The 13,107-nt window shown below is 59.1% G+C and carries 13 protein-coding genes; 9 read left to right on the top strand and 4 right to left on the bottom strand.

Features of this window, described 5'->3' with window-relative positions:
• Positions 1–60 precede the first annotated feature (60 nt).
• The 6 genes from B3520_RS16895 (at position 61) to B3520_RS16870 (ending at position 5,034) form a co-directional block, all read left to right on the top strand.
• Positions 61–834, top strand: coding sequence for a rhamnogalacturonan acetylesterase (locus B3520_RS16895; protein WP_286805627.1), 774 nt, complete (start codon positions 61–63; stop codon positions 832–834).
• 334 nt (positions 835–1,168) lie between these two features.
• Positions 1,169–1,480, top strand: a complete 312-nt coding sequence (gene rplU, locus B3520_RS16890; RefSeq protein ID WP_024460890.1) for a 50S ribosomal protein L21 — start codon at positions 1,169–1,171, stop codon at positions 1,478–1,480.
• Between the two features lie 14 nt (positions 1,481–1,494).
• Positions 1,495–1,752, top strand: a complete 258-nt coding sequence (gene rpmA / locus B3520_RS16885) for a 50S ribosomal protein L27 (RefSeq protein WP_024460889.1) — start codon at positions 1,495–1,497, stop codon at positions 1,750–1,752.
• Between the two features lie 479 nt (positions 1,753–2,231).
• Positions 2,232–3,425, top strand: coding sequence for an Obg family GTPase CgtA (cgtA, locus tag B3520_RS16880; RefSeq protein ID WP_286876465.1), 1,194 nt, complete (start codon positions 2,232–2,234; stop codon positions 3,423–3,425).
• 16 nt (positions 3,426–3,441) lie between these two features.
• Complete coding sequence (gene proB, locus B3520_RS16875; protein WP_286805623.1) at positions 3,442–4,569, top strand: glutamate 5-kinase; 1,128 nt, start codon at positions 3,442–3,444, stop codon at positions 4,567–4,569.
• Between the two features lie 3 nt (positions 4,570–4,572).
• A complete protein-coding gene (locus B3520_RS16870; RefSeq protein WP_286805621.1) occupies positions 4,573–5,034 on the top strand; it encodes a DUF4442 domain-containing protein in 462 nt (153 codons plus the stop codon).
• A gap of 15 nt (positions 5,035–5,049) precedes the next feature.
• Here B3520_RS16870 and B3520_RS16865 read toward each other — a convergent pair whose 3' ends face one another.
• The 4 genes from B3520_RS16865 to B3520_RS16850 form a co-directional block, all read right to left on the bottom strand.
• A complete protein-coding gene (locus B3520_RS16865; protein ID WP_286805619.1) occupies positions 5,050–6,525 on the bottom strand; it encodes an AAA family ATPase in 1,476 nt (491 codons plus the stop codon).
• A 257-nt stretch (positions 6,526–6,782) separates the two neighbouring features.
• Positions 6,783–7,787, bottom strand: coding sequence for a cytochrome d ubiquinol oxidase subunit II (locus B3520_RS16860; protein ID WP_286805631.1), 1,005 nt, complete (start codon positions 7,785–7,787; stop codon positions 6,783–6,785).
• Positions 7,787–9,157 (bottom strand): cytochrome ubiquinol oxidase subunit I, encoded by a 1,371-nt coding sequence (locus tag B3520_RS16855; RefSeq protein ID WP_286805618.1) that lies wholly within the window; start codon positions 9,155–9,157, stop codon positions 7,787–7,789. Before B3520_RS16855 ends, B3520_RS16860 begins: the two co-directional genes overlap by 1 nt.
• A gap of 147 nt (positions 9,158–9,304) precedes the next feature.
• Entirely contained in the window at positions 9,305–9,850 is a 546-nt protein-coding gene (locus tag B3520_RS16850; RefSeq protein ID WP_339619876.1) for a GbsR/MarR family transcriptional regulator, read from the bottom strand.
• A 145-nt stretch (positions 9,851–9,995) separates the two neighbouring features.
• Between B3520_RS16850 and B3520_RS16845 the strand changes: the two genes are divergently transcribed.
• From B3520_RS16845 to B3520_RS16835, 3 genes are read left to right on the top strand one after another with little or no spacing between them, the layout of a single operon-like run.
• Positions 9,996–10,967, top strand: a complete 972-nt coding sequence (locus tag B3520_RS16845) for a phosphoribulokinase (protein WP_286805616.1) — start codon at positions 9,996–9,998, stop codon at positions 10,965–10,967.
• On the top strand, positions 10,964–11,782 hold the full coding sequence (locus B3520_RS16840; protein WP_123637966.1) for an HAD-IIB family hydrolase: 819 nt from the start codon (positions 10,964–10,966) through the stop codon (positions 11,780–11,782). The genes B3520_RS16845 and B3520_RS16840 overlap by 4 nt, the downstream gene beginning before the upstream one ends.
• Positions 11,783–11,808: 26 nt before the next feature.
• Positions 11,809–13,020, top strand: coding sequence for a glycosyl transferase (locus tag B3520_RS16835; RefSeq protein WP_286805612.1), 1,212 nt, complete (start codon positions 11,809–11,811; stop codon positions 13,018–13,020).
• Positions 13,021–13,107 lie beyond the last annotated feature (87 nt).

Raw genomic sequence — 13,107 nt, 5'->3', positions numbered from 1 at the left:
AGCCCGCATCCGCCGCAACCCAACTCTAAAAGCACCATAAATACAGAGAGAACCAGAACAATGACATCAACCTCTTTTTTACACAGCCTCACCCCCTTACTGGCCGCCGCTGCCCTCCTGGTTGGCTGCGCCACCCAGGCCCCCGTCGAAGAGGCGACCAAGCCCACCCTGTTCCTGGTCGGCGACTCCACCATGGCGGACCAGCCGAAAGAAAAATACCCGGAAACCGGCTGGGGCCAAGCGCTGCCGGAATATCTGACCGACAACATTGAAGTGGAAAACCACGCCAAAAACGGACGCAGCACCAAGAGTTTTATCGACGAGGGGCGCTGGGAGGCCGTCATGGAGCGGCTTCAGGCGGGGGATTTCGTGGTGATGGGCTTCGGCCATAACGACCAGAAAGACTACGATGAAACCCGCTACGCCGCCCCCTGGACGGACTATCGGTCCAACCTGGAGCGGATGGTCGATGACGTATTGGCCCGGGGCGCTAAGCCCATCCTGGTCACCTCCATTTACCGCCGGGCATTCACCGATGACGGGCAGCCCGAAGCCACCCTGGGTGACTACCCGGAGGTGACCCGCGCCGTCGCCAGCGAGCGGGGCGTGCCTCTGGTGGATCTGAATGTCATGACCCGCCAGCTGCTGCTGGATGCCGGCGTAGCGGGGTCAGCCAACATCTATATGCAGATTCCGGCAGGCGAGTACGCCAACCTGCCCGATGGCAAAGACGACAATACCCACCTGCAGCGCCGGGGCGCCCGACAGGTCGCGGAGCTTTTCGTCCAGGGCGTCCGCCGTCAATCCTTGCTTCTAGCCGACTACATTCGCTGATTTTCGCCCGGCCCGAGGGGCCGGAGTAGGTCGGATTAGCGCGCAGCGCGTAATCCGACAGCAGCGCCGACTGGTGTGTAGACCCTGAGAGTGTCGGATTACGCTGCGCTCCGAAGCTTCGGACCGATCCGACCTACCTGGACTGCTCCGCCTCAGATCGGGCGAGATGGTGGCTCCAGCTCAATTTAGATGGGGCAGAGGCCATAACCCTATTGCTATCGGTCGCCACTTCGCATACAATCGCCGCCCTTGAAAAACCGAACCAACGACGCAAGCCCCGGAAAGCGCCCTGTTCGCTGCTTCGTGTCGTCCAAACTGAGTATTTGGAGCAACTATGTACGCAATTTTTGAAAGTGGTGGCAAACAGCACCGCGTCGTGGAAGGGGAAACCCTCAAGCTGGAAAAAATCGAAGTCGCCACCGGTGAAACTGTGGAATTCGACAAGGTTTATCTGGTTGCCAATGGCGACGACGTTAAAGTGGGCGCTCCCGTCGTAGACGGCGCCAAAGTGACCGCCGAAGTGGTCAGCCACGGTCGTGGCGAAAAGGTGCGGATCATCAAGTTCCGTCGCCGTAAGCACTCCATGAAGCGTCAGGGCCACCGTCAGTGGTTCACTGAAGTGAAAATCACTGGAATCAAAGGTTAAGAGGAGTTTAGACAATGGCTCACAAAAAAGCAGGCGGTAGTACGCGCAACGGGCGCGATTCCGAAAGTAAACGCCTTGGCGTTAAAGTATACGGTGGCCAGGCCATCCCCGCCGGCGGCATCATCGTTCGCCAGCGCGGCACTCAATTTCACCCCGGTGTGAATGTGGGTATTGGTAAGGACCACACCCTGTTCGCCAAGGCCGAAGGCCGGGTGAAGTTTGAAACCAAAGGTGAGAAAAACCGTAAGTTCGTCAGCGTCGAAGTCGCTTAAGACGTCCTTAAATACGGTTGTCGCCCTCGGGCGAACACACCTCGGAAAGCCCTGTCGAACTATCGATGGGGCTTTTTTGTTATAAGTTGTCGGATGGACTTGCGTCGAGTTGGGAGGGGGCCTTGAAGGGGAACACCCTTTCGAGACACGCCGTGAATACATCCCTGTAGGCTCGCATCGCGGGTCCCCCGCTCCACGGTCTCGAAAGGGTGTTCCCCTTCAAGGCCTTTACCTTCGGAGCAAGCTGCTACTTAAGTTGGTTGAAGTCGCTTTTTTAAGGCCAATTTGAGCGAACAAGCTGGAATTTGGCACTTAGGGTCGATGCTGGGTATGGTCTTCCAAGACCGTAGAGCGGGGGACCCGCGATCCGAGCCCCCATGGATGGGTTTACGGCGTGTCTTGGAAGACCATACCCAGCAGCGGCCCGGCCGCAATAGTGGCACCCTTAAAGTTAGATCAACCCTGTCGGGAGTAAGAAAGTGAAATTTGTAGATGAAGCGCCCATTCACGTCGAAGCGGGCAAAGGCGGCAACGGTTGCCTCAGCTTCCGACGGGAAAAATTTATTGCCAAAGGTGGCCCCGATGGTGGCGATGGTGGCGACGGCGGGAGTGTGTACCTGGTGGCTGACGAAGCCCTCAACACCCTCATCGACTATCGGTTCCAGCCCCGCTACCGCGCCCAAAATGGCGAAAAAGGTGGGAGTAAAAACTGCACCGGCAGCAAAGGCGAAGACCTGCTGTTGCCGGTACCCGTCGGCACCACCGTCATCGATAGCGACACCGGCGAACAGCTTGGCGACCTGACCGAAATCGGCCAGAAGCTCAAAGTCGCCCAGGGCGGCTTTCACGGGCTGGGGAACACCCGGTTCAAATCCAGCGTCAACCGCGCGCCCCGGCAGACCAGCCATGGTACCGAAGGCGAAATGCGCAACCTCAAGCTGGAACTGAAAGTATTGGCCGACATCGGTTTGCTCGGGCTGCCCAATGCCGGCAAATCCAGCTTCATTCGCGCCATCAGCTCCGCCAAACCGAAAGTGGCCGACTACCCCTTTACCACCCTGGTGCCCAACCTCGGTGTGGTCAAAGTACAGAAACATCGCAGCTTTGTCGTGGCCGACATTCCGGGGTTGATTGAGGGCGCCGCCGATGGCGCCGGTCTTGGGATTCGCTTTCTCAAGCACCTCACCCGCTGCCGGGTGTTGTTGCATATCGTCGACATGGCGCCGCTGGACGACTCTGATCCGGTCCAGCAGGTGCGCACCATTGCCAACGAGCTGGAGAGTTTCAGCCCGACCCTGGCCACGCGGGAGCGCTGGTTGTTGTTGAATAAAATCGACCTGCTGCCGGAGGATGAAGCCGACGCGCGCTGCCAGGCCCTGGTGGACAAGCTCGGTTGGGAAGGGCCGGTGTTCCGTATCTCGGCGCTGCAACGGCAGGGCACAGAGCCCCTGTGCGGCGAGCTGATGACGCATCTGGAAAACATCTGGGAAACCGAATCCGAAAATGAAGAGGCCCGCGAGCGCGAGGCGCAATTCCAGGCAGATATGGCTGCGGAAGTGCGCGAACGTGTCGAGGAGCTTCGTTTGCGTCGCCGTGCGGCACGTAAGGGTGACGACGATGATGACGACTTCGATGATGACGATTATGATGTCGAAGTAGAATACGTACGTTAAACGGAACCCTTTCAACATGGCAGACAGAAGTTCGGTAACCACCACTCAGCGCTGGGTCGTTAAAATTGGCAGTTCCCTGCTGACCAACGATGGCCGAGGGCTCGATGTCCGCGCGATTAACGACTGGGTGGCGCAAATGGCCGAACTGCGTCATGCCGGTGTCGAGATTGTATTGGTTTCTTCCGGCGCGGTGGCCGCCGGCCTGACCCGGCTCGGCTGGACGCGTCGCCCGACCGCGGTGCATCAGCTGCAGGCCGCTGCGGCGGTCGGCCAGATGGTGCTGGTGCAGACCTACGAAAGCGCCTTCCAGCAATACGGTCTGCACACCGCTCAGGTGCTGCTCGACCACGATGACCTCTCGTCCCGCCAGCGCTACCTGAATGCCCGCTCCACGTTGCGCACGCTGCTCGATCTGGGCGTGTTGCCCGTCGTGAATGAAAACGACACCGTGGTCACCGATGAAATCCGGTTTGGTGATAATGACACCTTGGGTGCGTTGGTGGTCAACCTGATTGAAGCGGATCTACTGGTCATTCTGACGGACCAGTCCGGCATGTACGACAGCGATCCGCGCTCCAACCCCGACGCGAAGCTGCTGCCGGAATTGTCCGCGAATGATCCGACCCTGGAAGCCATGGCCGGCGGAGGCGGTGCCCTCGGGCGCGGCGGTATGTTGACCAAAGTTAGGGCGGCGCGGGTCGCCGCTCGCTCGGGTGCCGATACCCTGATCCTCGGCGGACGCACCGAGCGGGCGCTGCTGCGTGCCCGGGCGGGCGAACCGCTGGGAACGCTGCTGCACGCCGGGCAGGAACCACAGGCGGCGCGTAAGCGCTGGATCGCCGGTCAGTTGCAGACCCGTGGCACCCTGGTTTTGGATGAGGGGGCGGTCAAGATTCTGCGGGAGAAAGGTCGCAGCCTGCTGCCGGTGGGCGTCAAATCAATCCGGGGGGCTTTTACCCGGGGCGATATGGTGGTGTGTGTCGGACCCGATGGGACGGAAGTTGCCCGGGGTCTGGTCAATTATTCCGCTGATGAGGCGCGCAAGATTCTCGGTCGACCCAGTGGCGATATTCTGGCTTTACTGGGTTACAAGGACGACGATGAACTGATTCACCGGGATAACCTGGTACTCACGGAAGGGTAGGCTATGAACTGGAAATGGGCCCGTCGGCTGGTAAATTTCTGGCCACCGTTGTTTTTTGCCGGTATCAAAGCGACGTTTATCAGTGAAGATTTTCGGCGTATCGAAGTGGTTTTAAAGCGCCGCTTCCACACCCGCAATATGGTGGGTACCCAGTTTGGTGGCAGCCTGTTTGCCATGACCGATCCCTGGTACATGATGATGCTGACCTACAACTTGGGGCGGGATTATTTTGTCTGGGACAAAAGCGCCCATATTGATTTTATTGCCCCGGGGCGTACAGCCGTCAAGGCGGAGTTCTCGCTGGATGATGCCACCCTTGAACGAATTCGAGAGCACACCGCTGACGGAAAAAAGTACCTGCCCAATTTTGCCGTCGATATTGTCGATGAGCACGGGCATTTGGTGGCGCGAGTGCATCGAACGATTTACGTCCGGGCCAAGCCACATAGGCGCCCTGGCTCCTGACTCCCCGTCGGGTAATCAGGCGGGGATGGTGCGCTCCGCCGCCCACGCCCACAACTGCTTCAGCGGCTCTGCCATCACCACCGAGAGTGGGCTGGTGTTGCCTATCTCCCTCAGAATGCACTCGGTACGAATCCCGTCTCGCCCCTCGCTGTAGCGCGCAGCGACAATGGCCTGCTCAATCTCGGCACCGCTAAAACCGTCGCTCGCTTCACTCAACAGTGCCAGGTCAAACTGCTCGGGGTTCAAATCCCGCTTGCGTAGGTGAATGTCAAAAATTGCCCGGCGCACGTCGGCATCGGGTAGATCGACAAAAAAGATCTCGTCGACCCGACCTTTGCGAATCAGCTCCGGTGGCAGCTTGCTGATATCGTTGCTGGTGGCGGTGAAAAAGACCGAGTTTTTGCGCTCCGCCATCCAGGTGAGCAGGGTGCCGAGCATCCGTCGTGAGGTGCCGTCGTCACTGTTGCCCTGTGCCAGGCCCTTTTCGATTTCATCCAGCCAGAGAACGCAGGGCGCCATGGCATCCGCCATCGCCAAAGCTTCGCGCAGGTTGCGTTCGGTTTCACCGTGGTACTTGTTGTACAGAGCGCCAATGTCCAGGCGCAGCAACGGCAGGTTCCAGGTGCCGGCCACGGCCTTTGCGGCCAGGCTTTTGCCGCCACCCTGGACCCCGAGCAACAGGATGCCCCGGGGTTGTTCTATTCCCGGGTCCCGGCTGTGAAAGGCCTTGCCGCGAGCCTCCAGCCAGCGCTTTAGGTTGTGTAATCCCGCCACCTGGGAGAAGTCGGCTGTCTCGTACTCGTAACTCATGACCCCGCCCATATCCAGCAGGGAAAACTTGGCTTTATTGACCGCCGGCAGATCCTCTTCGGTGATGGCGCCGTCCTGCCATATGGCCACCCGCACCAATCGTCGTACATCGCTGGCGCTCAATCCCTGGAGGTTGGCCATCAGTCGGCGCAGGGTATTGTTGTCGGTTTTGATGCGCTTCTGACCGTTCTGCTCGGCGTAGTGACGCGCCTCTTCCCGGATGATCGCCAGAATGCGTTCGTCCGTGGGCAGAGACAGTTGGAAGGAGGCGCTGTAGCGGCTGATTTCCGGCGGCAGCGTCAGCCGGTGACTCAGCAACACGATGGCATGGGGTGTCTGCTCGTGTTTAAGCGCAATGTCCTTGAGAAGACGCACAGTATGGGGTTGATCGTTCAGGTAGGGGTGCAAATCGCACAGCAGATAAATTCCCGGCGTATCCTGTGCCTTGATGTGCTCCAGCACTTCGGCCGGCTCCTGATGTTCACGCCCTTTGGGAACCAATTGGGGGCCGAAACCCATCGTGGTCAATCCGTCGGTCACCGACCAGCGATACAGCGGCCGCGCTTTATCCCGCGCGACCCGCTGGAGTAAGTTGATGGCCTTGTTTTCTTCATGAGTCTCAATGACCACCAGCGGGACTTTGGAGTCCAGCATCAGCGACAGATCGTGTGCGTCTTGCATCTTATTGATGTTCCTTAACTGAAAAGTGACGCTGAAACGATAGGAAGCGGCGTCTCGCTTGTCAATAGGCGAAGAGGGGTAACGGCGGATGCGCTTCGCCCCGATGCATCGGACCGATCCATCTTATGTGACGGGTGGTGTGGCAACGGCGGATGCGCTTCGCTTATCCGCCCTACGGATAGCACGGCAGGTCGCGTAGGGGCCGAGCGCAGCGGTATTAAAGCGCATCCGCCGTTAACGCAAGCAGTTTTGGTGCTTCAGTAATACGTCAACTCCCGCGCCTTACCCCAGAATACGCGGTAGGCAAACAGCGTATAGGCAATGATCGCAGGCAACACAATCACCACACCCACCAGAATGAACTTGAGTGATTCCGGGGCGCTGGCGGCTTCCCAAAAGGTGAGCTGTTCGGGCACCACGTAGGGGAAAAAACTGTACGCCAGGGCGGAAAACGCGAGTACAAACAGGGCGATGGCGATGGCAAATGGTAGCCAGCAGCCAAAGTCATTGTCGTAGGGAAAGTTGGACAGGTAGCGGTCATTGATCAAAAACAGGAAAAAGCTGAGTACCGGGATGATCAGCAGCAGAAGCGTCAGGTCTCCCCCCAGCCACTTGTCGAACACCCGCTCGCTGATCATCGGGTTGATGACCGACACGGCGACCAGCCCCAACGCCATCAACCAGGCGCAGCGGCGTGCCCAGCGAGCCGCCCGCAGCTGCAGCTCGCCTTCGGTTTTCATCACCAGCCAGGCGGCGCCAATCAGGCAGTAGCCGGCGGTCACACACACCGCGCTGAGAGCGGCAAAGGCGTAGGAGGCGAGGCTCTGCTCAAAGCCCATGACGTAAAGCCCGAGCATGTAACCCTGAGATAAGGTCGCCAGCAGTGAGCCGGCCCAGAAAGCGAAGTCCCAGCGGGTTTTGTGATCCACCGGCGCCTTGGCCCGAAAGTCAAAGGCGACACCGCGCAGAATCAATCCGGCCAGCATCAGCGTTACGGGCATATACAGCTGAAACAGGATCACATTGTGGGCGGCGGGAAAGGCAATCAGAATAATGCCGACACCCAACACCAACCAGGTTTCATTGGCGTCCCAAAAGGGGCCGATGGACGCGATCATGGTGTCGCGCTGGCGCTCCGAGTCTCGCGGCAACAGGATGCCCACTCCGAGGTCATAACCGTCAAGAATGGCATAAATGAGAAACGCCACACCCATCAGTGCCATGAAGATCAAGGGTAGCCAAAAGGCTTCTCCGGTCGGCATCACAGGGCACCTCCTTCATTGCGGACCATCGGGTTGTATTGATCCTGCAGGGTGTTGACCTCTTCGTCGCGGTCGACCAGTACCGCCTTGCGGGCGATCAGGAACAGGGCGCTGATGTAGGCCACCAGAAGACCGGCATACAGCGTCAGGTAGATGGCGAGCGATATGGCCACATTGCCTCCGGGGACGGTGGTGACGGCCTCGCTGGTGCTCAGAACGCCGGTTACCAGCCAGGGTTGGCGGCCAATTTCGGTGACGTACCAACCGGCGAGGGTGGCGACCCAGCCCGAGAAGGTCATGGCCACGAATACCTTGAGCATCCAGGGGGGCACCGAGGCGCGCCGCCACAGCTGCCATGCCCCCAACCAGGAGGCCGCGAGCATCAGAAAGCCCAACCCGACCATGATGCGAAAACCCCAGAATACTGGCGCGACGGGTGGATGTTCATCGGTGAATTCGTTCAGCCCTTGCACCTTACCCTGCCAGTCGTGGGTGAGAATGAAACTGGCCCCGCCGGGAATTTCCAGGGCAAAATGGTTGCGTTTCTGTTCTTCGTCGGGAAGCCCGAAAAGCACCAGAGGGGCCCCTTCGGTGGTTTCCCACAGGCCTTCCATGGCCGCCACTTTGGCGGGCTGATGTTTCAGGGTGTTCAGCCCGTGTAGATCGCCCAGCAGGATCTGCAGTGGAATCAGAAGTGCGGCGGCATAGACGCCTGTTTTCAATGCCAGGCGTGGAGCGGGCTTGTGATCGCGCTTGAGCAGGCGATAAGCCGATAGGCCCGCCATCAAAAAGGCCGCCGTCAGTCCGGATGCGACCAGCATGTGGGCCAGTCGGTAGGGCATGGATGGATTGAAGATGATGGCCCACCAGTCCACCGGAAAGGCCACCCCATCGCGCACTTCAAAACCGGTGGGCGTGTGCATCCAGGAGTTGAGGGACAGAATCCAGAAGGCGGACAGGCTGGTACCGACGGCCACCAGAAAGGTGGCGATGGTGTGTACCCGATTGGAGACCCGGTTGATGCCGAACAGCATGATGCCCAGGAAAGTCGCCTCCATGAAAAAGGCAGTCAGCACTTCATAGCCGAGCAGTGGCCCGGCGATATTGCCCACGGTTTCCATAAAGCCCGGCCAGTTAGTGCCGAACTGAAAGGACATGGTGATACCGCTGACCACGCCGAGGGCAAAGCTCAGCGCAAACACCTTCACCCAGAAGCGGTAGGCCCGCATCCACACTTCGTCACCGGTGCGGTTGTGCTGAACCCGGAAATAAAACAGAAACCACGCCAAGGCGATGGTGATGGTGGGGAACAGAATGTGGAAACTGATATTCGCGGCGAATTGAATGCGCGATAACAACAGGGTTTCCATTGTTGGTACCTCGTTGGTTCAGGTGACGGCGGATGCGCCTTTGGCTCCGATGCGTCGGACCGATCCGCCCTACGCCGGGCCTCGCTGGTTGCGTAGGGCGGATAAGCGCAGCGCATCCGCCGTAACGATACGTCGATGCAAGCGCCTCTACTTCAAAAACCGATCCTTCATGTCCAACACCTTGCCCAGACTCCCGCCAAGCTTTAACAGGCTCTTCAAATTACTCTGATTGAGCCGCTGAATTTCCGTGGTCCACTGGGTCAACATCTCGATCAGTTCGTGCATTTCCTGCATGCGTGCCTGAGCGTACTCCTCCTGGCGATTGGCGGGCTGCTCCAGCAGCAGGCCGCGCAGGGTCGACAGGGTTGGGTCAATTTCCCGCTTGCGCCGCTGCTCGATCAGCGTCTTGGCGATATCCCAGACATCATCCGGGGCAGAGAAAAACTCCTTCCGCTCGCCGGGAATGTGTTGCAGACGCACCAACTCCCAGGACTGCAGTTCTTTGAGCCCCATGCTGACATTGGAGCGCGAGAAGCCTAGTGCCTGAGCGATCTGCTCGGCGCACAAGGGTTCTTCGCTCAACACCAGAAGCGCGTACATCTGGCCCACGGTGCGATTGATGCCCCAACGGCTACCCATTTCACCGAAGTGCAGCACGCAGGATTGAATCATCGGGGTAAGTTGGTCTGACACGAATGGGGTACTCCACAAATTTCAGTAATTACTGAAATTACAGTAACAGGTGGTAGTCGTCAAGTGTCCGGTGGCCCAAATCCTGCACTGCTATGCTTAATAAGGTCCCAGGTGTGGGGCTCGAGTTAACCAGAAGGATTGCGTCATGATTGATTTGGAGGAAACCACGGCACTTTGGCCGGCGGCCCTGCTGGAGCGGTGGGGCGTCAGGGGGCGAGAAGCTCCGGCCGACATCCCATTGCTTTCCCGGCATCTCCGTGTCACCGAAGCCCTGGCGGGCTACCTGGCTCGGCTGTATAGCCCGCTGGCGGAGCGCCTGGCGCGCTGCCTGCCCACGCGCTCTGACCCCCTGGTGTTGGGCATAAACGGCGCCCAGGGGACGGGGAAGTCCACCGCGGCGGAGGTGATAGCGCATCTTCTTGAGCTGCGAGGGTTTCAGGTGTGTCGTTTGTCCATTGATGACCTGTACCTGACCCGGAGTGAGCGGCGACGGCTGGCGGACGAGGTGCACCCGCTACTGGCAACCCGGGGGGTGCCGGGCACCCATGATATCGCCATGGGGGAGGCGTTGCTGCAGGCGCTGACCCAGGCCGATGCCAATACCCGGGTGACCCTGCCGCGTTTTGACAAAGCCCAGGATGACCGCCGTGCGGAAGGTGAGCTGTGGCAGGGTCGCCCTCATTTGATCATTTTCGAAGGCTGGTGCGTCGGCGCCCGACCCCAGGAGGAGGCGGCGCTGGAGCCCGCGCTCAATGCCCTGGAACGTGAGGAAGACCCCGACGGCCGCTGGCGTCGCTATGTCAATGAGCAACTGAAGGGCTACCAGCGTCTGTTTGCCCGTCTCAATCACCTGATTCTATTGCGGGCACCGTCGTTTGAGCAGGTGTTTCAGTGGCGCTCCGAGCAGGAAGCCGCTCTGAAAAAGCAGCTCGAGGATGAGCGGCGTACCGGCACTCACCTGATGACACCCCCCATGTTGCAGCGCTTCATCGATCACTACGAACGGCTCACCCGCTGGATTCTCCAGGAAATGCCGGAGCGGGCCGACCTGGTGTTGGCGCTGGACACCCATCACCGCGTTGAGCGGATTACGGCCTCTGGAGCAACCAGGTTATGAGCACACCCATGGTGGTATTTACCGATCTCGACGGCACCCTGCTTAATCATGATGACTACGACTGGTCGGCGGCGAAGCCGGCGCTGGCCGCGCTCAAACAGCGCAAGGTTCCTCTGGTCCTGGTTTCCAGCAAAACCGATGTGGAGATGCTCGAGCTGCGCCGTGCGCTGGGCAACACGGATCCTCTGGTCTGTGAGAACGGCAGCCTGCTTCTGATACCAGAGAACCTGCTGGAGGCGCTGGGCTTGTCGGCGGACTCGCGCCTGATCAGCGATGGTTACCACTACGAATACCGGGGCCTGTCACGGGAGCAGATTCTGACGCTGCTCAACGAGCTGAAGGCGGATTATCGGTTTACCGGTTTTGCCTGGATGACCGATGAGGACATCGCCCAACATACCGGCCTGACGTTGGAAGCGGCCCGCCTGGCCAGCCAGCGTAAGGCCTCGGAGCCTATTGTGTGGCGCGATACGCCGGAGGCTCTGGCGGAGTTCACCGAGCGACTGACCCGCCACAATCTCCGCGTGGTCAAGGGCGGGCGCTTCTATCACGTCATGGGACAGTGCGATAAAGGCGATGCGGTACGGTACTTGCAAAAACGCTATGAGCACCACTTCGGCGCAGCACCGTTCAGTATTGCCCTGGGGGATAGCCCCAACGATCTGGACATGCTCAAAGCGGTGGATGCACCGGCCATCATTCCGCACAGCGATGGTTCACACCTGGAGGACCCTGCACTAAAACGGGCCTTCATAGCACCAAAAGAGGGCGCGGCGGGGTGGAATACCGCCGTTCTTACCCTGATCGACCAATAGGCGATCGCACTGACGAGGATGAACCGATGAGTGATTTTTTCCAGAACGGTCGTATTGCCACTTTGCACAACCTGGGGGATCGCCCGCTGGAGGCGATGGAGGCGGAGCTGAATGAATGGGCGGAGAAAAAGCCCATGTGCCTGGTGTTGCCGTGTCTCTACTCTGAGCTACAGGGGCCGGCGTTGGAAAACATCATTCAGGAGCTGAGTAAGGTCACCTACCTTGATGAGGTCATCATCGGGCTTGATCGCGCTACCGAAGAAGAGTTCGAGCATGCCAAGACGTTTTTTTCCCGTCTGCCCCAGCGTCACCACATTCTGTGGAATGACGGGCCGCGCCTGAAAGCCATTGATAAGGTCCTCGATGAATATGGCCTCGCGCCCAATGAGTTGGGGAAGGGGCGCAATGTCTGGTATTGCCTGGGCTATGCGCTGGCTCAGGGGCGGGCCAAAGCCGTCGCGCTGCACGACTGCGACATTCTCACCTACAAGCGGGATATTGTTGCCAAGCTGTTTTATCCGGTGGTCCATCCCACATTCAATTACGCTTTCTGCAAGGGGTATTACTATCGTGCGGCCAACGGCAAACTCAACGGTCGCGTGAGTCGACTGTTGGTATCGCCGCTGGTGCGGGCGCTGGAGAAAGTGTTTGGCCGCGACGATTATCTGGAATTCATTGACAGCTTTCGCTACCCGCTGGCGGGTGAGTTTTCCATGATCATGGACGTGGTCAGTTCCATCCGGATTCCCAGCGATTGGGGCCTGGAAATTGGTGTGCTGTCGGAAGTGAATCGTCGCTACTCCGACGAGCGGGTCTGTCAGGTGGATATTGCCGATGCCTACGATCACAAGCATCAGGATCTGTCCAAAGACAACCCGGAGGGTGGGCTCTCGAAAATGAGCACGGACATTTCCAAATCGCTGTTCCGCAAACTGGCAATCAAAGGCACCGTGTTTACGCCAGAAGCGTTTCGTACCATCAAGGCGAGTTATTATCGCCTCGCGCTGGATCTGATTGACCGGTATCACAACGATGCCGTCATCAACGGCATGACGTTGGATCGAAACCAGGAAGAGAACACCGTGGAGCTGTTTACCAAGTGCATCATGCGGGCGGGGGAGCAGTTTCTGAACGATCCCACCGAGCGGCCATTCATGGCCAATTGGTCGCGCGTGTTAAGCGCCGTGCCGGATGTGTACGATCAGTTGTTGGAGGCGGTTGCGCAGGATCGGGGGTGATCGGGTTGCGGCTCGTTTGGTGACGGCGGATGCGGGCTGCGGTGGTTGGGTAACGGCGGATGCGGCCTTCGGCCTTATCCGCCCTAC

The sequence above is a fragment of the Marinimicrobium sp. UBA4509 genome, from assembly GCF_002388575.1.
Taxonomy (GTDB): Bacteria; Pseudomonadota; Gammaproteobacteria; order Pseudomonadales; family Cellvibrionaceae; genus Marinimicrobium; species Marinimicrobium koreense.
Note: the sequence above shows the minus strand (reverse complement) of the source record. Positions and strands in the feature narration are given on the sequence as shown.

Excerpts from the sequence above, each read along its gene's own strand:
- B3520_RS16895 (WP_286805627.1), top strand. The coding sequence starts at position 61 with ATGACATCAACCTCTTTTTTACACAGCCTCACCCCCTTACTGGCCGCC.
- rplU (WP_024460890.1), top strand. The coding sequence starts at position 1,169 with ATGTACGCAATTTTTGAAAGTGGTGGCAAACAGCACCGCGTCGTGGAA.
- rpmA (WP_024460889.1), top strand. The coding sequence starts at position 1,495 with ATGGCTCACAAAAAAGCAGGCGGTAGTACGCGCAACGGGCGCGATTCC.
- proB (WP_286805623.1), top strand. The coding sequence starts at position 3,442 with ATGGCAGACAGAAGTTCGGTAACCACCACTCAGCGCTGGGTCGTTAAA.
- B3520_RS16870 (WP_286805621.1), top strand. The coding sequence starts at position 4,573 with ATGAACTGGAAATGGGCCCGTCGGCTGGTAAATTTCTGGCCACCGTTG.
- B3520_RS16865 (WP_286805619.1), bottom strand. The coding sequence starts at position 6,525 with ATGCAAGACGCACACGATCTGTCGCTGATGCTGGACTCCAAAGTCCCG.
- B3520_RS16860 (WP_286805631.1), bottom strand. The coding sequence starts at position 7,787 with ATGCCGACCGGAGAAGCCTTTTGGCTACCCTTGATCTTCATGGCACTG.
- B3520_RS16855 (WP_286805618.1), bottom strand. The coding sequence starts at position 9,157 with ATGGAAACCCTGTTGTTATCGCGCATTCAATTCGCCGCGAATATCAGT.
- B3520_RS16845 (WP_286805616.1), top strand. The coding sequence starts at position 9,996 with ATGATTGATTTGGAGGAAACCACGGCACTTTGGCCGGCGGCCCTGCTG.
- B3520_RS16840 (WP_123637966.1), top strand. The coding sequence starts at position 10,964 with ATGAGCACACCCATGGTGGTATTTACCGATCTCGACGGCACCCTGCTT.
- B3520_RS16835 (WP_286805612.1), top strand. The coding sequence starts at position 11,809 with ATGAGTGATTTTTTCCAGAACGGTCGTATTGCCACTTTGCACAACCTG.